The sequence below is a fragment of the Aeromonas sp. FDAARGOS 1419 genome (assembly GCF_019047045.1).
Lineage (GTDB): Bacteria > Pseudomonadota > Gammaproteobacteria > Enterobacterales > Aeromonadaceae > Aeromonas > Aeromonas veronii.
Genome location: NZ_CP077209.1, coordinates 367,202 through 389,866, shown reverse-complemented (window position 1 = coordinate 389,866; position 22,665 = coordinate 367,202). Strand labels below are relative to the sequence as shown.

Below are 22,665 nucleotides of genomic sequence, written 5' to 3'. Positions count from 1 at the left end.
TGATAACAATCGAACGACGACAGCAATGACGGTAGCGATGTGGAATAAAGAGGAGAGGAAAAAGGATCAACAAATAACAGGGGGAAAACGGGGGAGGATAAAACAGACAATGACAGACCTGGCGGCCGGGCGCCACAGGGGCAGAACAGCAAACGACTCAGCAGAAAAACAAGGCATCCATGCCCGGCAGATCAACCACGCCAGAACGGCTTGGTGGTCTCTTGATAACGGTCAGCTTCGTTCAGGCCGATGTCTTTGAGCAGGTACTCGGGCAGCTCGGAGAGCTGGCGACGGCTGCGGCTGCGCTCCAGCCAGGTCAGAACGGTCATTTTAACGCGAGCAACCAGATTCAATTGGCTGGAATGCTGGTAACCGGTTTCGGTATAAGTCATGTTGGCCATGATGTGGCTCCTCTGAATATTTGTTTACGCACTGGGCTTTATTTGATGCGCAAAGCTTAGTCAGGGAGCAGGGCCGACTCAATTGACGAATTTTGATACGTTACATTAGGAAAACTAATAGTAAAAAACTGACTGATACAATTTTAATGCTTTGATTTATAAAGAATAATTAAGTCACCATTCGACCATCAACGGCCCGCAGCATATTGTGCTGCATGGCACCACCTTACATATGCAATTTACCGCATTGCCTATGCACTCACCAATGGACGTGCCATGGGTGGCAACCCCGTCATTACATTCGATTGTTAATTCCGTGATCTCTTGGCGATCTTAAATTAACACAATGAAACATATAACAAACTTACTTTTCCTCCCGCGCAGCTCCCTCGATGAAGACCCGAAAACGCCCCTCTTGGCGCGCAACCGGCATACTGGTATGGTTATTTATACAGTAGTTTATTCCCCTGCCCTGACGCCATCGTTTATGCCGTCAAAGGCGGATGAAACCACAGGATCATCGATGGATACCTTTACCCCGACCGCCGCCCTGCGTCAACAGATGGCCGCCATTGAAGCCTCTCTCAACCAGCTGGCCGATCTGCTTGGCCAACTCGAGCTGCAGGAGGCTCATGTCTATCCTCTCCCCCCGGTGCCACAGGGGGAAGAACACGACCCGATCGAGCAAATTGAGGTGGACTATCTCAACGGTGAAGCCGCGCTGGCGGCCACCCTCGCCGCTTATCGGGACCACAGCGCCCGTCCCGGCTGCTCCACCAAGGCGACTCATCGGCTGCCCGGCTGGTTGCGCTTTCCTGCTGCCGCAGCCCCCTTGCTGCAACCGCTGATCGACCAAATCAACCAGCACAAGCTCGATTTCAAGGCGCTGGTGCAGCAGGCGGGGGGACGGGACGAGAAGTTCGAGCTGGTACATACCGCCCTGCCCGGGGTGATCACCTTGCAGGTCTACCGCAAACTGACCCTGTTGGCGGGGGAGTTGCAATCCCTCGGCTTTACCTGGGCCGACAAGCAGACCATCAATCGCCTCAGTCGCGAGCAGGTGCTTGAGATGCTGGAGCGCAGCCGCCGCTACATACCGGCCCTCTCCAACAACGAGGAGTGGAGCAAGATGGTGGATCAGGAGGTGTACGACATTCGCCGTCTGCCCGCCGATGCCGAGCTGCGGATCCGCCGCCCGGTCAAGACCCACCCGATGATCAACCTGCTCTGGCTGGAGCGCACCCCGCGCAAGCAGCAGATCAAGGCGAGCCTGCCGCTGCTGCTCTGTTCGGATACCCCGCCCGCGGTCACCCATCTGGGCAACTATCCCCCCAAGAGCCGACAGGCTCGGCGAGATCGCAAGATTGGCGGCGAGCCCATCATCGAGCGGCTGCACCTCTATCTCTATCAGGGGTGACTGGATCAGGGATAGCTGGTTCAGGGATAACTGCGCCGCCTTGCCGCGATAAACGAAGTATCCCGCATCAGCACCCCAAATAAGAAAGGGGAGAACATCTCTGGATGCTCTCCCCTTTTCTGTCTCGATAGGCGGTATGAAAGGTGGCGTCGCCAATCAGCCCATCAGCAGGGCCCGCAGGCTCTCCACATCCAGCCCGCGCACCTCGGACTGGCCGCTCAGCAGGCCATCGGCCAGCGCCCGCTTCTCGTCGTGCAGAGCGACGATCTTCTCCTCCACCGTCTGCTCGCACACCAGCCGGTACACGGTCACCGGCTGGGTCTGGCCCATCCGGTGCGCCCGATCGCTCGCCTGATCTTCCACCGCCGGGTTCCACCAGGGATCGAGGTGCAGCACGGTATCGGCCTGGGTGAGGTTGAGGCCGGTCCCCCCTGCCTTGAGGCTGATGAGGAACAGCGGCACTTCCTCATGACGAAAACGCAGGATGGAGTCCTGACGGGACTTGGCGGAGCAGCCCCCATCCAGATAGCAGTAGTCCCAGGACTTCTGCTCGATGCGGGTCCGCAGCAGGCTCAGCAGATCGACGAACTGGCTGAACACCAGCACCCGATGACCGCCGTCGATCGCCTCTTCCAGCAGGGCCATCGCCTCGTCCAGCTTGCTGCTGGTCTGCGACCACTCGGGCATCACCAGCTCCGGCGAACAGCAGAGCCGGCGCAGTCGGGTCAGGCCACTCAGCACATGCATCAGGGCCCGGCCATCGGCACTTTGCACCTGCTGCACCACCTCGCGCCGGGTCGCCTCGTAGAGCTGGCGCTCTTCGGGGGAGAGGCTGATGTGGTGGATGATCTCGGTCTTGTCCGGCAGCTCGGTCAGCACCTGCTGCTTGAGACGACGCAGGATAAAGGGGCTGATCACCGCCCGCAGCAGCGCCATGTGCTGGGGATCCTTGACCGCCTTGCCAAAGCGACGCTTGAACTCGCCAAGGCTGCCGAGCAGCCCCGGGTTAATAAAGGTGAAGAGGCTCCACAGCTCCCCCAGATGGTTCTCGATGGGGGTGCCGGAGAGGGCGAGGCGAAAATCGCCGTCGAGCTGGAACAGCAGCTTGGCGCGCTGGGTACCAGCGTTTTTGATCTGCTGCGCCTCATCGAGCACCATGCTGGACCAGCGGCGGGACTTGAGCGCCTCCGCCAGGCTGCCGAGCATGCCGTAGTTGATGAGGATCACCTGACCGGCCTTGGCCTCGCGAATGATCCCCTCCCGCTCGGCCGGGTTCTCGAACACCACCACATCCAGTTCGGGGGCGAAACGGGCCACCTCCTCCTGCCAGTTGGTGACCACTGACTTGGGCACCACTACCAGGGCAGGGCCAAGGTGCTGGCGCATCCGCAGCACAATCAGCGCCTGCAGTGTCTTGCCCAGACCCATGTCATCGGCCAGACAGGCACCAAAACCGTGATGGGCAAGGGTCGCCATCCAGCGCACCCCCTCTTTCTGATAGTCCCGCAGGGAGGTGAGCAGCTCGTCCGGGCACTCGACCTCCTGCTGCCACTCCTGCTGCAGGGATTGCCACGCCGCATCCCCTTCGGTGGTAATGACCGAGAGCAGGCGAGTGAGCGGATAGGCCAGCTTGTTGTTGATCCGCTGCTCTTCATCGAGCATGGCCCCCAGCATGGTGAGCCGCTCCACCAGCTTGTCGCTCAGCATCAGGCTGGTCTTCTCGTCGAGCTGAACGGTGCGCTGCCCCGGGGTCATCTGGCGCAGAATAAGGCGCAGATCGAGGATCTGGTGCTCATCAAGCGCCAGTGCCCCTTCGACCTGGAACCAGTCCTGCCGCCGTTCGATGCGCAGACTCAGGGCCGCTTCATCGAGGCTCTTGAGGCGGGCGCTGTCCTGATGCCAGTGAATGACCACACCGGCATCCACCAGCTCGGGCAGGGCATTGACCAGCGCCAGCGCCTGTTCCCCCTGCAATAGCCACTCGCTACCGGGCAGGCCGATGGGGAGTTGATTGCGCAGTAGCTGGGCCTGCCCCTTCTCGGCCGCGAGATCCCGCTGCCAGTAGTGGTACGCCTTGATCCCCTGCCGCACGATCGCCTCCCCCTTGCCAAGGGGCTGGGGCGGCAGATCCTCAAAGCGGGTCACCAGCTTGACCGACAGCTGACCATCCTGCCAATCCAGTTGCACCGAAGGAATGCCCGGCCAGGGAGCCAATTCGGCGTTGCCGCTAAGCCCCGCAACCTGACTGTGCCAGGGCAACTCGGGAATGGCATCGAGCGTGCGTTGCAGCTCAGCCAGCCCCTCGGCGGGCAGCAGCGGGATGGATTCGAGCGCAGGCAAGCGGTCGAGCAGCGGCTGCGGAGTGAGGATCAGCTGCCACAGGTCCTGCGCCAGCGGCATGATATGGGCCCCGCGGGCGGCCGCATCGGGGCAGAGCTGCGCGCTCATCCCCTGTTCGGTGGCCACCACCTGCAGCAGGGGGGCGCTGATGGCCAGTTGCAGCTTTTGCCCCTTGGCGTTGAACAAACGGGGGTGATCGGCCAGCGGCGCCCAGACATCCCGCGGCAGTCGTCCCATCACCCGTGGCAGGGTGCGGACCAGTGCCCAGTCGTGCTCATCGAGCATGGCGGCATACTGGGTAGAGAGCAGGGCCGGATCGACCCGGCGACCGGCGGTCCACTCCCCCTTGGTACTGAGCTTCTGGATCTTGCACTCCAGCTCGGGGCCGTCGGCATGGAGCAGCCACACCAACCGCTCCTGCGGCTTGCGTACGCCACTCGAGCGTCCCAGCCCCTGCAACCAGTTGAGCCAGCTGGCAGAGGCCGCGGTTTTGTCCTCGTCCCCGTCATCATCCTGCTCGTCACTGCCCTCTTGCGTACTCTCCTCACTGCCGCGCAGTTGGCACAAGGGCGCCCCTTTGGCCGCCTCGCCCAACAAGATGCGCAGCAGATCCTGACAAAAGGCCATCAGGCGATGATGGGGTTCGGCATCGAGCAGATGGGAGAGATCCCACTTGTGCAACATGGCCACCTGCGGGCTCTGGGCACCGTGACGGGCCAGCGCGCAGAGATCGAGCCAGAGATAGCCCCAGTGGAGCTCCTCCACCGGCAGTTGCAGGGTATCAAACAGGCCAACCGCCTGACCGTGGCGATCGCCCGCCCACTGGCTGAGCAAGTCGGCAAGCAGGGGGAACTGGCCAGTCAGACTGCGCTGCCACTTCTTGCGCTGTTCGCTGGCGATGACGGGATCGGCCTGCTGCAACCAGCCAAGCCAGAGCAGGGCGCTGAATGAACGGGGCCACTGGCCCGCTTCACCCTCATCGGTTGCCTGCCACTGGCCCAGCGCGGTGAGCAGTCGCTCGCCAAGCGGGCCGCTCTGGTTCTGCTGGGCCAGTGCCTGCAGGGCTGGCCAGCCGGGGGCGGCATCCTTGTCCTCGCCGGTTGGCGATGTGCACTCGCCATCCCCGCAGAGCCAGCGCCACTCCGCCTCGAACGCTTTGGCCCGGGCCTGCACCTCGGGGGCGCAGCGCACCAGCGCATTGGCCAACGGCCAGCGCTCTTCATAGGGGGCATCAAGCAAGAGTTGCAGCGAGAAGTGCTCCAGCAACATTTGCTGCCAGGCGGGGCTGGAGCCCGCCAGCAACTGGTGAGCGTCCGGGGTATCGAGCAGGGTCAGCAGATCGCTGGCCGAGAAATAGGTCGGGATCTCCCCCGCCTTGCCGCGGCAGAGCTCGCGCACCACCGCATGGGTGAGATCCTGCCCGGTCAATGAGGGTACCCGGCTCCAGTCCGGCGCCGGGCAGAGACCGGCACGCACCCCCAGGATCAGTGCCAACGTCCCCTCGGCGGTCAGGCTCCACTGCTGCTCCCCGCGCAATCTAACCAGCCCCGCATCCTGCAGTCGGGTCAGTTTATCGATCAGCGCATGGCCTATCGCCAGTTGTTCTTGCAGCAAACGGGTACTGGCAACGCGCTGCAATTGCAGGGTGGCGAGCAGGGCATAACTATCCGAAGAGAGGGTGGACGCAGACATCAAGACTCACGGGCAAGTGCAAAAGCGGAATTTTAACGGTAAAGCGCCAGCGGCTCGACCCTTTACCGTGAAATAACTCAAAAAAAAACGGCCATCCATGATGACCGTCGAAAGTAACGAAGGAAATAGCCGGATCATCCGGTTACCTCCCACAGCGGGAAAATCGGGAGCGCTAGCCCCTAATTCGTGGAGCCAATGCTAGAGGTTGGCGCCCGAAAAAGCTTTGAAGCGGATCACAGTTGAAAAGGATTTCTGAAAACGGTTTCAATTTTTAGCGGCAAAAAACCATGATTTCGCGCCAAATGAGCCATGTCCCAACCCCTCCTGCTCACCCGGCACAAGCGGTAGAAAACCCTATGACGGTCGCTTGTCGAACGCCCCTGTGCTGGCAGCTGTCAGCTGTATAGCTTCATCAGAACCTGCCGCCCCTAGGCTAGATTTCAGGGCCACCGGACATGGCCGAGATGGGCCAGGAGAGCATGAATCGGCTCCCTCCCCGTCCGGTAGCTTGGCAAACCGCACTGCCGCCGTGGGCCTCTGCAATCGCCTTGACCACGGCGAGTCCGAGTCCGCTGCCGCCGCTCTTGCGAGAGCGTGACGGCTCTCCCCGACGAAACGCATCGAAGATACAGGCGGCGATCTCCTCGCTGATGCCTGGCCCCTCATCTTCCACACTCAGGACGCACACACTCTCCGAGCGATACAGCCGTACGGTCAGCAGGCCCGGCAGCGCGTGCTTCTGGGCATTTTCCAACAGCGCCATCAGGGCCTGACGGATGCGAAACAGATCGCAGCAGACATGAAGTTCGCTATCGAGCTCCTGCTGCAACACAAATCCGCTCGCCGCCAGAGGGCTGGCAAATGCCTCAAGCACCACGGCAAGCTCGTCGGCCAGCCTGACCTCGGTCCGCTGCAACTCCAGATGACCGCTGTCGTTGAGGCTCAATACCCGCAAATCCTCGATCAGGTGATTGAGCCCCTCCACCTGACGCAGCAACCCCTCGAAGAGTTCGCTACTGGGAGGAAATACCCCTTCGGCCAGCCCCTGCAAGCGGCCGCGCAAAATGGTCACCGGAGTGCGCAACTCGTGGGCAATGGCGGCATTCCAGAACTCCCGCTCGCGGGTCATGTTCTGCAGCCGCTCGGCCATGGCGTTGAAGTCGCGCACCAGTTGCGCCGTCTCCCCGATCGCCTGCTCATCCTCCGGCACGCGGGCATCGAGTTTGCCCTCGGCCACCTCGCGCAGGCTGGTTGCCACCGAGTTGAGGGGAGTCAGGATGCGGCGAGAGAGGCGAACCGCCACGTACAACGCCATCCCCAATGCAATGAGAATGGTGGAGCCGATCCATAACATCTCGACTCTGGAGGGCACCCAGGTCTCGGAGATGCTGCCCGGCACAAACGCCACGGCGATGCCATAAAACACATAGGTGCCGATCACCGCGAGGGAGATGATGCCAAGCGTCATCAAGCCCAGAGAGCGGATGATCTGCCTGCGAAGGCCGGGCGCCGATTTCATGCATCGCCCCCGAAGCGATAGCCAACGCCCCAGACACTGGCGGGGACCCCCTGAATGCCGTGTGTCTCCAGTTTTTTGCGCAACTTGCTGATGTGGCTATCCACCGTACGCTCCTGGGTATCCCCCTCCGGCAGGCAGTGAGTCAGCAGTTCGGCGCGACTGAACACCCGTTTCGGCGCCCGCATCAAAGAGGCGAGCAACTTGAACTCGGTCAGGGTCAGCTCCAGCACCTGCTGCTGGTCATCGCGGAAAATGCTGGCCTCGTGGCTCTCCAGATCGATCTGAAACTGGCCGACCCGTAACACGTTCGCCGTGGCAGGCTTTACGGCCCGGGTGCGCCTGAGCACGGCCTGCACTCGCGCCACCACTTCGGCCGGATTGAAGGGTTTGACCACATAGTCATCCGCCCCCATGCGCAGCCCCATCAGCTTGTCGAGATCCTGATCGAGGGCGGTCAGCATGATCACCGGCGTGTCGCCACGCGCCCGGATCTCGCTGAGCACCTGCCAACCATCCAGTTGCGGCATTTGCACATCCAGCAGCAGGAGATCGGGTTTGAATGCCTGATGCATGGCCAGCGCTTCACGGCCATCGGCGGCGTGCAGGGAGCGCAAGCCATGACGTTGCAGGTAAGCGGCGAGGATGTCGGCGATCTCGGCTTCATCCTCTGCAATCAGTACCAGTGACTGGCCCGCCGGGCTGGCGGAAGCATTGAGATGGGACATAGTCGGACTCGAAAAAAGGTGGCGTTGAACTTTATCATCGCCTCCATGGATTCTCCACAAAGCCTCGAATCATTCGCAATAGCCCCTCGCCATAATGGCCGCTCGATGCACTCTTCGGTCACATCACACCGGAGAGACGGTTTAACGAGGTGAGTGGATGATGTTTGTCAAACAGCGGTATGCGGGCGCCCTGCTCGCCGTCATTGCCGCATTCGGGTTGGCGGGTTGCGATGTCGCGCCGCAAGAGCAGGAGGCTCCCGCCCCTCCTCAGGTGTCGGTGCTGACACTGACTGGTCGGGAGCTGGTCATCAGCGAGGATCTGCCCGCCCGGGTGGCGGCACTGCGCAGCGCCGACATTCGCGCCCAGATCAGCGGCATCGTGCAGCGCCGCCTGTTCGAGCAGGGCGCCGAGATCAGCGCAGGCACAGTGCTGTTCCAGATAAACCCGGCCCCCTTCAAGGCCGATGTCGACAGCGCCGCCGCCGCATTGCAACGGGCCGAGGCTGTGCTGGCCCGCGCCCGCATCCAGATTGACCGCCTGCGGCCGCTGCTGCGCACCGACACCATCAGCCGCCAGACCTATGACGATGCGATCTCCCAGCGGGATCAGGCGGCCGCCGATGTGGCCCAGGCCAGGGCGACCCTGGCCCGGCACCAACTGAACCTGCAATTTGCCAGCGTGGAGGCCCCCATCGCCGGACGTATCGATCAGGCGCTGGTGAGTGAAGGGGCTCTGGTGTCCCCCACCGATGCCACCCCCATGGCCCGGATCCAGCAGATTGATCAGGTCTACGTCGATGTGCGTCAACCGGCCTCGGTGCTGGAATCCCTGCGCCAGCAGGCTGGCTCAACGGCACCGGAACTGGCGGTGGAGATCCTCGGTAGCAATGGCACACCGCTGGGCATGCAGGGGCGCATCCTCTTCTCCGGTATCGAGGTCGATGCCGGAACCGGCGACGTGCTGCTGCGGGTGCTGGTGGATAACCCTGAGCGGCGCCTGTTGCCCGGCCTCTATGTGCAGGCGCGCATCCCCCGTGCCCGCTATACCAACGCCCTGACCGTGCCCCAGCAGGCGGTAGTTCGCACATCGGGTCAGACCAGCGTGTGGGTGGTGGATGGCCAGGGGCAGGCACAGCTGGTTCCGGTCAATACCGCTGAGCTGGTGAATAACCAGTACCGCATCGCGTCCGGGCTCAGTGCCGGGCAACAGGTGGTGATCGAAGGGATCGACCGTCTGACCCCGGGGGTTCAGGTCACAGCTTCCCCCTGGCAAGCACCCGCTGTCAGCCAACCGGCTGACGGTGGCATTCGCTGAATCGGAGAGTTATCCATGCCGCAGTTTTTTATCCATCGCCCGGTGTTTGCCTGGGTGATCGCCCTGTTCATCGTGCTGGCAGGGGTCATCGCCATCCCCAAGCTCCCCATCTCCCGCTATCCCTCGGTGGCGCCGGTGTCGGTGACCCTCTATGCCACCTATCCGGGCGCCACGCCGCAGACCCTGAACGATGCGGTGGTGAGCCTTATCGAGCGCGAGCTGTCGGGAGTGAAGAACCTGCTCTACTTCGAGTCCTCTGTGGACGCCTCGGGCAGCGCGCAGATCACTGCCACCTTCAAGCCGGGCACCGATCCGGAGCTGGCCCAGATGGACGTGCAAAACCGCATCAAGGCGGTCGAACCTCGCTTGCCACAAGCGGTGCGGCAAACCGGCCTGCAGGTGGAGTCCGCCTCATCCAGTTTTCTGATGATGGTCGGCATGACCTCACCGGATGGCCGCTTCGATGAGGTTGCCCTCAACGACTACATGGCACGCAATATTGTGCAGGAGCTGCGCCGCATCGACGGGGTGGGACGAGTGCAGCTGTTTGGCGCCGAGCAGGCCATGCGCATCTGGGTAGATCCGGCCAAACTCGCCGCCTACGGGCTGACCATCAGCGAGGTGGCGCAGGCCATCGAGCAGCAGAACATCCAGATTGCACCGGGACGCCTCGGTGATGAGCCCGCCCTGCCGGGGCAGCGCCTGACGGTCCCCCTCACGGTTCAAGGGCAGCTGACAACCCCCGAGGCATTCGCCGCCATCATGCTGCGAGCCGGTGGTGATGGCGCCAAGCTGGTGCTGGGTGATATCGCCCGGGTCGAGCTGGGGGCGCAATCCTACGCCTTTTCCAACCGGGAGAACGGCGTGGCCGCCACCAGCGCCGCCATCCAGCTCTCCCCCGGCGCTAACGCCGTGCGTACCGCAGATGCGGTGCGCACCCGTCTCGCCCAGCTCGCTCCCACCCTGCCGGCTGGCATGGCCTATTCGATCCCGTTTGACTCGGCCCCCTTCGTCAAGGTCTCCATCGAAAAGGTGATCCACACCCTGCTGGAAGCCATGGTGCTGGTGTTTCTGGTGATGTTTCTCTTCCTGCAGAACCTGCGCTACACCCTGATCCCGGCCATCGTCGCCCCCATCGCCCTGCTTGGCACCTTCGCGGTGATGCTGTTGGCCGGTTTTTCGATCAACTCCCTCACCATGTTCGGCATGGTGCTGGCCATCGGCATCATAGTCGACGACGCCATCGTGGTGGTGGAGAACGTCGAGCGCCTGATGGCCACCTGGGGGCTGTCGCCCCGGGAGGCGACCTCGCAAGCCATGAAGGAGATCACCGGGGCGGTGATCGGCATCACCCTGGTGCTCACGGCGGTGTTCCTTCCCATGGCGTTTGGCAGCGGCTCGGTGGGGGTCATCTACCAGCAGTTCACCCTGTCGATGGCGGTGTCGATCCTCATTTCGGCCTTCCTCGCCCTGACCCTGACGCCCGCGCTCTGCGCCACCTTGCTGCGCCCGGTCAGTCCGGATCATCATGAGAAACGCGGCTTCTTCGGTGCCTTCAACCGGGGTTTCGAGCGGTTCACGGCAGGCTACGGTGCGCGGGTAACCCGGCTGGTCGGGCGCAGCGGACGGATGATGGCAACCTTTGCCGCCCTCTGCGCCGCGCTGGCCATCGGCGCCGCCCAGCTGCCCTCCTCTTTCCTGCCGGACGAGGATCAGGGCTACTTCATGACCTCCATCCAGCTGCCGACCGGCGCCACCAGCGAGCGTACTCTTGAGGTGGTCAAGGCCTTCGAGGCTCACGTCGCCTCTCGCGAGGCGCTGGACACCAACCTGGTGGTGCAGGGCTTCAGCTTCTCCGGCGCAGGCCCCAATGCGGCCATGGCCTTCACCATGCTCAAAGATTGGGATCAGCGTCATGGCGCCACGGCAGCCGAAGAGGCAGATCTGGCACAAGCAGCCATGGCAAACATTCCTGAAGGCACGGTAATGAGCCTGCTGCCACCCGCCATCGACGAGCTGGGCACCGCCTCCGGCTTCACCCTGTTCCTGCAAGACAGGGCCAACCGGGGAGATGCCGCGCTGCTGGCCGCTCAGGCCCAACTGCTGGAACTGGCCGCCAAAAGCCAGGTAGTCAGTGATGTGTATCCCGACAATCTGCCTCCCGGCGAGAGCATTCACCTCGAGATCAACCGACAGAAGGCCGAAGCCATGGGACTCTCGTTCGCCAGCGTAAGCAGTACCCTGTCGGCCGCAATGGGGTCGCTCTACGTCAACGACTTCCCCAACGGCGGGCACATGCAGCAGGTCATTCTGCAGGCCGACGCGTCGGCGCGCATGCAGCTCGATGACGTGCTCGGCCTGCGGGTACGCAATGCCAGCGGCGGCATGGTCCCCTTGCGGGAGGTGGTGACACCGGAATGGCGCGAATCGCCGCAACAGATGATGCGCTTCGATGGCTTCCCTGCCGTGCGTATTGCCGGGGGGGCAGCGCCCGGCATCTCCAGCGGAGCGGCGATGGCGGAGATGGAGCGTCTGGTGGCGCAATTGCCACCAGGCTTCGCATTGGCCTGGACGGGACAGTCGTTGCAAGAGCGCCAGTCGGCCGAGCAGGCCCCCCTGCTGATGCTGCTGTCGGCGCTGGTGGTCTTCCTGGTGCTGGCGGCACTCTATGAAAGCTGGTCGATCCCGCTCTCGGTGATGCTGGTGGTGCCGCTGGGCCTGCTCGGTGCCGTCGCGGCCGTGATGCTGCGCGGCATGCCCAACGACGTCTTCTTTAAAGTAGGCATGATCACCATCATCGGTCTATCGGCCAAGAATGCCATCCTCATCGTGGAGTTTGCGCGCCAGTTGCACAGTGAAGGACGCTCGCTGCTTGATGCAGCTGTCACTGCTGCCCGCCTGCGCCTGCGCCCCATTCTGATGACCTCGCTGGCCTTCACCCTCGGGGTGGTGCCGCTGATGCTCGCCAGTGGCGCCAGCGCGGAGACCCAGCACGCCATTGGCACCGGCGTGTTTGGCGGCATGATCAGCGGCACCCTGCTGGCCATCTTCTTCGTACCGGTCTTCTTCGTCTTCGTCATCGGCACCCAGGCGCGCATTCAGGCCTGGCGGGCACGGCGAGCATACAACAGCATTCATCCGGGCCGATGACCACAGATACACAGGCAGCCGGATAATCCCTCAGCACATCACCAAAAGAGAAAGCCCAACCTGCTAAACAGGTTGGGCTTGGTATGTGGCGGAGAGACAGCCAGTGCAATCATCACTTGAGGAAGTTGAATTTTAAAGCATTTTGAATCAATACAAAGTCGCAATGTACCAATCACTGTACCTATATCCCTCCACCCAAATCATCGTATTCCCCCCGCAACAAACAAACCAAATGAACTAAAAAGCAACATCGTTATGAAAACAAAGTCTAAAAAACACCCAAAAACGTTATGAAAAACATAACAAAAAACGCCGAAATGTTATGAAAAACATAACAAAAACGTTATGAAAAACATAACCTTAGAAAAAAAATTTGATGTGGAGTTTTTAAATTAGTGATTCACTGCGCTCACTGTACGGACAGGGACAACACCGTACGCTGACCAACTGCTACGCAAGGAGCTCAGTATGAATCAAAACGCCACTCCTCAGACTTACCCCAAAGGTACCAAGCGCTCTTGCGCCTCTGCCCCAGCAACAATTAAGGCCAAACTGCGCTCATCAACTACCTGCTCCTACCACTTCCTTTCTCTTTACGAAGTGCTGGCTTTAATCCCTGTCAGCAAGACGACTTGGTATGACGGAATGAAGCAGGGTCTCTACCCGCAAAATTACAAGCTCGGGCGTCGCCGCGTCGCTTGGCGCAGCTGTGATATCGAGGACTTGATGCAGAAGTTGGTCGGGGGGATGTAACCATGACCACCGCCCTCTCCTTGGAAGACTCAATGACTGACATGGGCGTGAAGCCATCACGCGCATTGAACCCTACTCCTGGTCAGGTTCTCCGCTTTCATATTCAAGGGGACCGCCCTGGTACAAGCAATGGTTGGTTGATCACCGACGAGTTGGGTAATCACGCCGTCTTTGGCTCGTGGAAGTTGGGAATAAAGTGCGTATGGCGGCCAATCGGACCCGCAATACCAAGCTATATCCGTGCCCAACTCACTCAGCAAGCAAAAGCAGCTGAGGCACATCGGCTTGCCGAGACCCAAGCAAAGGCACTCAAGGAAGCCAAAGAGATCTGGGGGGCAGCCGAGCCCCCATACCAACACGCTTACCTTGCACGCAAACAAATCTCAGGGGTCGGTGCTCGTCAGTTTGGTAACCGGTTGATAGTACCGGTCTTCAATGCACGCTCCCAGTTGTTGAGCTTGCAAGACATCGATGAAAGCGGGAATAAGCGCTTCCATCGGGGGTTGTCACTCAAGGGCGGGTTCTTACTCCTTGGCCCTTCACCCAAGTCCGGCGCCCCCGTATTGCTTTGCGAAGGCTATTCAACCGGGGCCACGCTGTTTGAGAACCTCGGCCTGCCGGTCGCCATTGCATTTTCTGCCGGTAACCTGCTCGAGGTCGGCCATATCATTCGCACGCTTTATAGCAACAGCAAGCTGTGGGTGTGTGCAGACAACGATCATGCCACTACAGGCAACCCCGGACTAACCAAAGCGCGTGCAGCAGCTTATCAACTGCACGGCCGCTTGATTGTGCCACCGACCATCCCCGGCATAACCGACTTCAATGACCTCTTCTGCCTTAACGGCAAAGCCGCACTGCTCGCGTGTGTTGAGGCCGCTCCTCCAGCCCATTAAATCCGGTGTCACGGCGTCACTGTGTCACAAACCCCAACGAGACCGGATCGTTCAACCAACTTTATATAAAGGAATATCTCATGAATACAAAGCGTTATGAGCTGAAGGCCGAGCCCTTCCAGTTAGGTCCCATTGAGTTTCAAGATGGACTCTACTGTGTCACCACTGACAAAGGTCAAGACGATGTTTGGAGCAGGATCGGTGCTCCACTCTGGGTAACAGCCTGCGGGCGCGACACTGCGGGTCTAGGCTGGGGCTTGCAAGTACGCTGGTATAGCCCTGATGGTCGACCGCAGGAGGCGTTCATTCCACACGTTCACCTGCTGTCTGACGGACGCGAAGCGTTGATGAAGCTGATGGACGGGGGCTATCGCTTCAACTTGGGAATGAAGAGACAGCTGATTGACTATCTCAACTCGAAGAACCCCTACAAGACGTTCATTCGGGTTGATCGACTAGGCTGGATCCCGGATACCCACATCTTCATGTTGGGAGATGGACCGGTGGGATCTACCAACGACAATGAGTACACCTATACCGGGAATAACCCAACCCAATCCGACGTGGCAGGCACCTTGGACGAGTGGCGTGATGACGTTGCCGCGCTGTGCCTTGGCAACAGCCGCTTGCTATTAAGTACCTCGCTTGCTTTCGTTGGCCCCTTGCTGCGCTTGACCAATCAGAGCAGCTTTGGCGTCCATCTGGTGGGGCCATCCTCAATTGGCAAGAGCACCGCCATGTTGGTTGCAGCTAGTGTGCTCGGCAAGCCTGCCAACAAGATCCAGACGTGGAATGCCACCAAGGTGGGATTGGAAACCACTGCGGGCTTGTTCAACGACAGTACCCTCTTTCTGGACGAAATCGGGCAGGCTGACCCTCATGTTCTAGGCGACACCATCTACATGCTGGCCAACGGCGAAGGACGAGCTCGTGCCAATGCAGATCTGTCGCGCCGTGCCAAACTGCAATGGCGAACAACCTTCCTCAGCAACGGGGAAGTTGACTTGGAGCACAGCCTTGCCTCGGTCGGTAAGCGTCACAAAGCTGGCCATGATGTCCGCATGATCAATATTGAGGCCGATACAGACCGGCATGGCATCTTCGAAGAGTTGCATGGCTACCCGAATGGTGCCTCCCTTTCCAAGGCCCTCGCAGAACGGACTGCCCAGTATCATGGCATTGCCTTCCGATCTTTTGTTGAAGAGCTGACCTTGGACATCAATGGTGCTCAGGCATTCGTTGACGAACATCGCGCTGACATGATGCGACGGCTTGGAGCCAAAGAGTGTGATGGCCAAGTGCAAAGGGTAGCCGATGCATTCGGATTGATATCAGCTGCAGGTGAGTTGGCCAACCGCTTCGGGATCACAGGTTGGCCTGCGGGTAGTGTAGCAGCTGTTGTCGAGCAACTATTCCGCAAGTGGCTCGCAAGGCGTGGTACAAGCGGCTCCCTTGAAGAAGCAAACATTATCGAGCAGTTGGTCGACCTACTCGAAGGGCGCCACGGGCAGTACCTTGCCGATGGGCCGAATGTAACGAAGCTGGGAGAGACTTACGGCTACAAACTCGGGCCCGACCTGCACCTCTACGTGTATGGGTTTAAAAAGACCTTCGCCGATTTTAACGCCAACTACGTCCATAAGGTGTTGCGTAAACACGGCATTCTCATGCATGGCACCGGCCGCGACCTGCCACGCCACAGCCAATCCAGGGTGTACCAATTGTCGTTAGACAAGATCGCGGACGCCCACGACAGGCTGTTGGCGGAACAAGGTGGAGAGTAAACAACAGGGGCCGCAGGACGCGGCCCCTTTTCTTGTTTGCTATTAATGCAGGGGGGATTGTGGTTCGTCGGAGCAGTCCTCATCAAGCCAGCGCTGCCGCTTGTGTGTCAGTTGAGCGACCAGCTCCTCCTGCGACCATACCCTCTCCCGCAGGTCGGTCTCGACTCGCCCTCGCAGTTGCTCAAAGAAATGTTCATCCGCGATGGCCATCAGATAGGCCAGCTCCAACACCTCATCACCGTTGAGCGAGACACGACGAGCCTTTCGCTTGGCACTCACGCTCACCTTCTCTTCCCGCTGGGTGTGGCTAACATGGAGCCCAACGAGAGACGGGTTCAGACCGGAGATGATGCGCTCACTCAATCCCCACTTGATGCTATCCATCAACGGCTTGCCCAGAATGCCCCCTGTTGCCACCGTCAGTGACGCGACAAACAGGCTGAAGTCCAACAACTCCTCCTTGGTCAGCTGACCGTTATCCAGCATCCGCTGGATCGACCGGCCCGACTTGCCAAAGAGTCGCTCTATGAGATCGAGATTCACTTTCATGATGGTGTCCTTTGGTTTTGGCACTATTGCCGCCCCAAGATTTAAGTCCCCCTTTAGGGGGACAAACTGCCACCAAATGCAATTGATATTTATTCCCATCAAGTTGGGTGTAACTTCATAAGTTCATGACAGATATTGGGCCACAGGTCGATTGATGCGGCCCTGCTCGACGGGATCTCGAACGCACTCCCCCTCCCCTAGCTCATGCCAAAGATGGGGTTCGTTTCCTATTATAGGAAACGAACATTCGAGCAATTTCAATTGGTTACCATACCTAGCAGCGGTCATAACAGCACACTCACCCGCAAAGGATGAGTCGAGGGTGAGTGTGGCTATCGGTTGCACAAGGGAGAAAAACCGGTACCGACGAGGTGGTGGGGGTGGATCAAATCAAGATGGGGGGGCGGGAGGTGACCCCGCCGCCGCGCATGTGGAATATGTCACCGAGACCCGTCTACATTCGCAGCACTTTTCCAAAACGTCCAACTACAGCCAAGTAGCAGGTTCCTTGTGCCTTGGTTACCTAGCCACCGGCAGGTCCTCCCAGCGGGTGGTGTAGCAGGGGCTCAGGTGCTCTTGTCGCATCATCCACTCAGGCGACCCCGTACCTTGGCTGGCAAAGCCTACGCGCCCCAATCCCTTGGCTTTGATCTGGTCCATCACTGCCATCAGCGCATCTGATTGAGCGGAGGACGGGGCAAAGAGATCTGCCTGTTGTTGCCCCTTGGGGGTGAACTCACTCAGCATGACTCCCCCCTTCTGATAACGGTAACCGTCGCGCCAAATCTGCGGTAGCAGCACGTTCACTTGCTGCAGCAGCAACCGGGTATCATCGCTAGGGCAGACCAGCCGGACGCCAGCCTGCTCACTGTAGTAAGGGGCTCGTTCATCAAAGGGGCTGGTTCGCACGAACAGGTGCACACGCTGGCAACACATTCCCTCGGCCCGCAGCTTCTCGGCTGCGCGAGCCATAAAGCCCGACAACGCCTGGGCCATTTCTCCACGGTCGGTCACGCGCTCACCAAAGGAACGGCTCGAGAGGATCTGCTGCTTCGCCGCCGGTTCAACGGTCAGCTCTGCGCAAGGCAGGCCACGCAGCTCCTGTACGATCCGCTCGACCACCACGCCGTATTGGGCGCGTAACCCTTTGGCGTCGCTAGCCACCAGGTCAGCAACGGTATTGATACCTTGTGCCACCAACTTGGCCCCCAAGCGCCGTCCTATGCCCCACACCTCGTCCACCGGGGTGATAGCCATCAGCCGGGCACGGCGCAGCTCGTCACGCAAGTCCACGACGCCGCCAGTGGCAGGCCACTTCTTGGCTGCATAGTTTGCCAGCTTGGCGAGGGTCTTGGTGGGGCCAATCCCAACCCCTACCGTTAGTCCGGTCCACTGCCACACTCGCTGCCGGATCTGTTGTCCATAGGCTGTCAGGTCCCCGGCAAACGACTCCGACAACGCCATGAACGCTTCATCGATGGAGTAGACCTCAAGCTCGGGGGCCATGGTCTCCAACGTGCTCATCACCCTGCCAGACATATCGCCGTAGAGCGCGTAGTTGGAGCTGAATGCCACACCGCCATGCGCCTCGAACTGCTCGCGGATCTTGAAGTAGGGCCCGGCCATCTTGATACCCAGCGCCTTGGCTTCGGGGCTGCGCGACACCACGCATCCATCGTTGTTGGAGAGCACCACGATCGGGCGGCCACGCAGCTCAGGGCGAAACAGCCGCTCACAGCTGGCGTAGAAGTTGTTTACATCAACGAGCGCTATAGCCATCACGCTGCCTCAGATTGCCAATCACATGGGTGACCACCCCGAACAACTCCAAAGAGAGGCTCATACAAGGGTCGATAGGCGCGAACGCCGGATTGGCTGGCAACAGCCGCAACCTCGGCTTGAGCTGCAAGGTCTTTACCGTGAAGCCGCCATCGAGTAGTGCAATCACCACATCACCATGGCGCGGGGTGAGGCTCTTATCGACCACCAGCAAGTCACCGGGAAAGATGCCGACCCCGGTCATGCTCTCCCCCTCGGCACGCAGATAGAAGGTTGCTGCAGGGTGCGCCACGCAGTGGGTGTTGAGGTCTAACTTCCCTTCCAGATAGTCGCTGGCTGGGCTGGGAAAACCGCAAGAGGCGCGGTGCAAGAACAGCGGGGTGGTCACCTCGGCGGGTGATGGGTCTGGGGTTAACAGCTTCATGGCAAAACACCTGTATTTATATACAGTCATTATAGCGCACCACCTTTGAACCAGCGCAAGTCCCGCATGCCACTGATGGCGTACCATGGCGTCAACAAATAACAAAGAGGTCAGTATGAGTCACAATCTGTGCGCCCTACCGAAAGAGCAGCAAGAACGGGTCGAGGTCGAGAAGGCCGCCGCGTATGCGGTATGGAAGGAGCGCAACGGTCACTTGGCCAGCGCAGAAAGCGAAGCGAACCAACATCAAGGTGAACTGGGTCGCTACTTCCTTGAAAAGGTCACCTACTTCAAGTCTCGCTGACCCTATCAACACGTTCATCGGTGGCTGTGCAGGTCACTAGCAACAAACCGCATTCCAAACAACTTAACGAGGTACGTATTGTGACGGCATTGGTAGTCAACTTGGTTGAGACCTACTCCAGCCGAGGTGCTTACAAGGGCGCCATTAGCGCTTGGCGGGTTTCAAGTGATATGGCCAACAAAATCTCCACCGTCATTGGGGTTTACAAGTCTCAAGTCGTGGTTGTCATCGAAGGCTGCCAGCTGAAACTCTCGACACCTGATGTCAATGAACTACACGATGACGGGTGTGATGGTCGTTACTTCGTGGTCGGTGGAGACGTTTACGAAGACACCAAAGCTTGGCTAAAGCCGCATCCGTGGTTATTCAAGTCACTGGCCAGCGTACAAGGCCCACGCTACCTGAGCCTCGAAGAGGCCAACCAGATACCTTCAGGCAGCGTCATACTGAAGTAAGCCATATCTACACATCTTGATAGATAAGGTGAGGGAGGCTCGCGCCTCCCCCACTTAACACCACACCTCACACAAGCTCTCAGCCTGTGCCAGCACCAGCTGGGCAGCCTCTTCCTGCTGGTCTGGCGGGTACTTGTACTTGCGCAGGATGCGCTTGACCAACAGACGTAGCCGAGCCCTGACGCTCTCTCGACTACTCCAGTCAACGGTCACGCTGCGACGCAGGCTGGCAGTCAGCTCGTGGGCTATCTTGGCCAGTATCTCGTCACCCAGCTCACGCACCGACGCCTCATTGTTGGCAAGGGCATCATAGAAGGCGAGCTCGTCATCATTGAGGCCCAAGGCCTGCCCCCGCTTGCTCACAGCGGCAAACTTCTTGGCCATGTCGATCAGCTCCTCGATAACCTGCGCGGTCTCGATGGAGCGGTTCTGATAGCGCTGGATGACCTTGGTCAGCATCTCCGAGAACTTCTTTTCCTGGGAGAGGTTGGTAGCAAACTTCGCCTTGATCTCCCCCTCCAGCAACCGCTCGAGCAGCTCCACGGCGAGATTGCGCTCCGGCAGGTTGCGTACCTCGGCCAGAAACTCATCATCGAGCAGACCGATGTTGGGCTTGTCGAGGCCGACCGCTTCAAACACATCGACCACATCGCCCGATACCACAGCATTGCCGATGATCTGGCGAATGGCCAGATCGCGCTCTTCGTCAGTCTTCTTCTTCCGGGTGACCTCTTTCTTGGTCAGCATCACCTTGACCGCTTGCAAGAAGGCCACTTCCTCTCGTACCGCCTTGGCTTCATCAAGGGTGCAACAGAGGGTGAATGCCTTGCTCATCGCCAGCGCGTTGTCAGCAAAGCGCTTCTTGCCATCTTCAAGACCAAGGATGAAGTCAGCAGCCCTTGCCAGCAGCTTGTGTCCACCCGTGAGGTAGTCGCTGTAATCGAAGCCATGCAACATGGAGCGCAGTACATCCAGCTTCTCCTCCAACACCGCGTAGGCCTCACGGGCATCGACCGTAGGGCGACCACGACCACGGCTGGCGGTGTACTCCTTGATAGCGCTCTTGAGCTCGTTGGCGATACCGATGTAATCGACCACCAACCCACCTTGTTTGTCCTTGAACACCCGGTTTACCCGCGCAATGGCCTGCATCAGGTTGTGGCCCTTCATCGGCTTGTCCACATAAAGGGTATGTACGCAGGGTGCGTCGAAGCCGGTAAGCCACATGTCTCGCACGATGACCAACTTGAGCGGGTCACTCGGGTCTTTGAACCGCTTCTCCAGCCGTTTCTTCACTTGGGTGGCATGGATGTGGGGCCGCAGCAATGCCTTGTCAGAAGCGCTACCGGTCATCACGATCTTGATGGCCCCCTTGTCGGGGTCCGGGTCATGCCAGTCGGGGCGCAGGGCCACGATGGCATCATACAAGTGCACGCAAATCTCGCGGCTCATGGCGACCACCATGGCCTTGCCATGCTGCGCCTGATTGCGCTCTTCGAAGTGGGCCACCAGATCGGTGGCAACCCGCTCAATTCTTGGCTTGCTGCCAACCACCTTCTCCAAGGCTGCCCACCGTGACTTAAGCTTGGCCTGCTCGCTCTCTTCCTCATCCTCGGCCAGCTCATCCACTTCGTCGTCGATGTGGGGAAGCTCTTCGTTATTAAGTGACAACTTGGCCAAGCGTGACTCGTAGTAGATGGCGACCGTGGCACCATCGTCCTTGGCCTGCTGCATGTCGTAGACGTGGATGTAGTCGCCAAAGACGGCGCGAGTGTCCCGGTCTTCCGCAGATACGGGCGTACCGGTAAAGGCCACGAACGTCGCGTTGGGCAGCGCGTCGCGCAAGTGCTGGGCATACCCGACCTGATAGCGCGCAGCCCCTTCTGCAACCTTGCCTGGCGCTTTGAGCGAGGCGCTGAAACCGTATTGGGTTCGATGTGCTTCATCCGCGATGACCACGATGTTGGCACGGTCGCTGAGCACCGGGAACGAGTCCTCATCCTCGCCGGGCATGAACTTCTGGATGGTCGTGAACACGATGCCGCCGGAGGGCCTGTTGCCAAGCTTGTCACGCAGGTCACCTCGCGTACTCACTTGCACCGGCTGCTCGCGCAGCAGATCTTGCGAGAGTGAGAAGACCCCAAACAGCTGGCCATCAAGGTCATTTCGGTCAGTGATGACGACGATGGTCGGGTTCTCCATCGCTGCGTCTCGCATCACCCGCGCCGCAAAGCAGGTCATGGTGATGCTCTTGCCACTGCCCTGGGTATGCCACACCACCCCGCCCTTGTGGCTACCGTCTGGACGCGACGCCAGCACCACCTGCTCAATGGCCGCCCTGACCGCATGGAACTGATGGTAACCGGCGATCTTCTTGACCAACCGGCCGTCGTCTTCAAACAGCACGAAGAAGCGCAGGTAATCGAGCAACATGGCCGGGGCCATAATGCCGCGCACCATGGTCTCAAGCTCGCCAAACTCGCCGTAGGGGTCGAGGTTGACCCCATCCACAGTGCGCCACTGCATAAAGCGTTCGGCATCCGCAGACAGAGATCCCATCCTCGCCTCGCTACCATCGGAGGCAATCATGATCTCGTTGTACTGGAACAGGTCGGGGATCTGCTCCTTGTAGGTTTGCAGTTGGTCGAATGCCTTCCAGATGTCGGCATGCACGTCGGCCGGGTTCTTGAGCTCCAGCACAACCAGCGGCAACCCGTTGACGAAGAGGATGATGTCTGGGCGTCGGGTGTGTTTGGGCCCCTTGATGGTGAACTGGTTGATGGCCAGCCACTCGTTGGCGGTAGGGTCCTCGAAGTCAACGAGGCGGACAAAGTCCCCCACCGTCTCGCCATCCCGCTGGTACTGGACTGGGACCCCATTCACCAGCAGGCGGTGAAACGCCCTGTTGGCCGACAGTTGCGCCGGGGTATCGAGATTGACCACCTGCGCCAGCGCGTCTTCACGCGCTACCATCGGCACAGACGGATTGAGGCGTGCTATCGCGCCTCTCAACTGGTCGAGCAACAGCACCTGATTGAAGTTCGCACGCCACGGGTTATCAGAATCAGGGGCCACATCGTAGCCACACACCACGCGATAGCCGACTTCGGCCAACCACCCCAGCACCTCTTGTTCCAACTGCTCTTCGGTCATGCACCATCA

General features: G+C 60.0%; 16 protein-coding genes. 8 read left to right on the top strand and 8 right to left on the bottom strand.

Annotation, left to right across the window (positions count from 1 at the left end):
• Positions 1-191: 191 nt before the first annotated feature.
• On the bottom strand, positions 192-401 hold the full coding sequence (locus I6L49_RS01705; protein ID WP_005337823.1) for a DUF1127 domain-containing protein: 210 nt from the start codon (positions 399-401) through the stop codon (positions 192-194).
• A 523-nt stretch (positions 402-924) separates the two neighbouring features.
• Here I6L49_RS01705 and I6L49_RS01700 point away from each other — a divergent pair.
• Positions 925-1,818 (top strand): DNA replication terminus site-binding protein, encoded by an 894-nt coding sequence (locus I6L49_RS01700; RefSeq protein WP_216950458.1) that lies wholly within the window; start codon positions 925-927, stop codon positions 1,816-1,818.
• Between the two features lie 156 nt (positions 1,819-1,974).
• Here the strand turns inward: I6L49_RS01700 and I6L49_RS01695 are convergent, their stop codons facing one another.
• The 3 genes from I6L49_RS01695 to I6L49_RS01685 form a co-directional block, all read right to left on the bottom strand.
• Positions 1,975-5,850: a DEAD/DEAH box helicase gene (locus tag I6L49_RS01695; RefSeq protein WP_216950457.1), complete on the bottom strand. Its 3,876-nt coding sequence runs from the start codon at positions 5,848-5,850 to the stop codon at positions 1,975-1,977.
• A 433-nt stretch (positions 5,851-6,283) separates the two neighbouring features.
• Entirely contained in the window at positions 6,284-7,369 is a 1,086-nt protein-coding gene (locus tag I6L49_RS01690) for an ATP-binding protein (protein ID WP_216950456.1), read from the bottom strand.
• On the bottom strand, positions 7,366-8,094 hold the full coding sequence (locus I6L49_RS01685) for a response regulator (protein ID WP_040065122.1): 729 nt from the start codon (positions 8,092-8,094) through the stop codon (positions 7,366-7,368). Before I6L49_RS01685 ends, I6L49_RS01690 begins: the two co-directional genes overlap by 4 nt.
• A gap of 157 nt (positions 8,095-8,251) precedes the next feature.
• On the opposite strand from I6L49_RS01685, the gene I6L49_RS01680 reads away from it, so the two are divergent.
• The 5 genes from I6L49_RS01680 to I6L49_RS01660 all read left to right on the top strand — a co-directional run bounded on the left by I6L49_RS01680 (position 8,252) and on the right by I6L49_RS01660 (position 15,992).
• Positions 8,252-9,409, top strand: coding sequence for an efflux RND transporter periplasmic adaptor subunit (locus I6L49_RS01680; protein ID WP_216950455.1), 1,158 nt, complete (start codon positions 8,252-8,254; stop codon positions 9,407-9,409).
• 15 nt (positions 9,410-9,424) lie between these two features.
• The gene (locus I6L49_RS01675; protein ID WP_216950454.1) at positions 9,425-12,559 is read left to right on the top strand and encodes a multidrug efflux RND transporter permease subunit; all 3,135 of its coding nucleotides are present in this window, start codon (positions 9,425-9,427) and stop codon (positions 12,557-12,559) included.
• Positions 12,560-13,027: 468 nt separating this feature from the next.
• Positions 13,028-13,312: an AlpA family transcriptional regulator gene (locus I6L49_RS01670; protein WP_136501564.1), complete on the top strand. Its 285-nt coding sequence runs from the start codon at positions 13,028-13,030 to the stop codon at positions 13,310-13,312.
• Positions 13,313-13,314: 2 nt separating this feature from the next.
• A complete protein-coding gene (locus tag I6L49_RS01665; protein WP_254127521.1) occupies positions 13,315-14,208 on the top strand; it encodes a toprim domain-containing protein in 894 nt (297 codons plus the stop codon).
• 80 nt (positions 14,209-14,288) lie between these two features.
• The gene (locus tag I6L49_RS01660) at positions 14,289-15,992 is read left to right on the top strand and encodes a DUF927 domain-containing protein (protein ID WP_136501563.1); all 1,704 of its coding nucleotides are present in this window, start codon (positions 14,289-14,291) and stop codon (positions 15,990-15,992) included.
• Between the two features lie 42 nt (positions 15,993-16,034).
• Here the strand turns inward: I6L49_RS01660 and I6L49_RS01655 are convergent, their stop codons facing one another.
• From I6L49_RS01655 to umuD, 3 genes are all read right to left on the bottom strand, one after another.
• The gene (locus tag I6L49_RS01655; RefSeq protein ID WP_136501562.1) at positions 16,035-16,541 is read right to left on the bottom strand and encodes a hypothetical protein; all 507 of its coding nucleotides are present in this window, start codon (positions 16,539-16,541) and stop codon (positions 16,035-16,037) included.
• Positions 16,542-17,060: 519 nt separating this feature from the next.
• Positions 17,061-18,320, bottom strand: coding sequence for a translesion error-prone DNA polymerase V subunit UmuC (umuC, locus tag I6L49_RS01650; RefSeq protein WP_136501387.1), 1,260 nt, complete (start codon positions 18,318-18,320; stop codon positions 17,061-17,063).
• Positions 18,301-18,744, bottom strand: coding sequence for a translesion error-prone DNA polymerase V autoproteolytic subunit (gene umuD, locus I6L49_RS01645; RefSeq protein ID WP_216950453.1), 444 nt, complete (start codon positions 18,742-18,744; stop codon positions 18,301-18,303). Before umuD ends, umuC begins: the two co-directional genes overlap by 20 nt.
• Positions 18,745-18,859: 115 nt before the next feature.
• On the opposite strand from umuD, the gene I6L49_RS01640 reads away from it, so the two are divergent.
• Both I6L49_RS01640 and I6L49_RS01635 read left to right on the top strand, forming a co-directional pair.
• On the top strand, positions 18,860-19,048 hold the full coding sequence (locus tag I6L49_RS01640) for a DUF3283 family protein (protein WP_064341007.1): 189 nt from the start codon (positions 18,860-18,862) through the stop codon (positions 19,046-19,048).
• Between the two features lie 80 nt (positions 19,049-19,128).
• A complete protein-coding gene (locus I6L49_RS01635) occupies positions 19,129-19,503 on the top strand; it encodes a hypothetical protein (protein WP_064341006.1) in 375 nt (124 codons plus the stop codon).
• Positions 19,504-19,557: 54 nt separating this feature from the next.
• Here the strand turns inward: I6L49_RS01635 and I6L49_RS01630 are convergent, their stop codons facing one another.
• Positions 19,558-22,656 carry a type I restriction endonuclease subunit R gene (locus tag I6L49_RS01630; protein WP_216950452.1) on the bottom strand — a complete coding sequence of 1,033 codons (3,099 nt, stop codon included), beginning with the start codon at positions 22,654-22,656 and terminating at the stop codon, positions 19,558-19,560.
• Positions 22,657-22,665 lie beyond the last annotated feature (9 nt).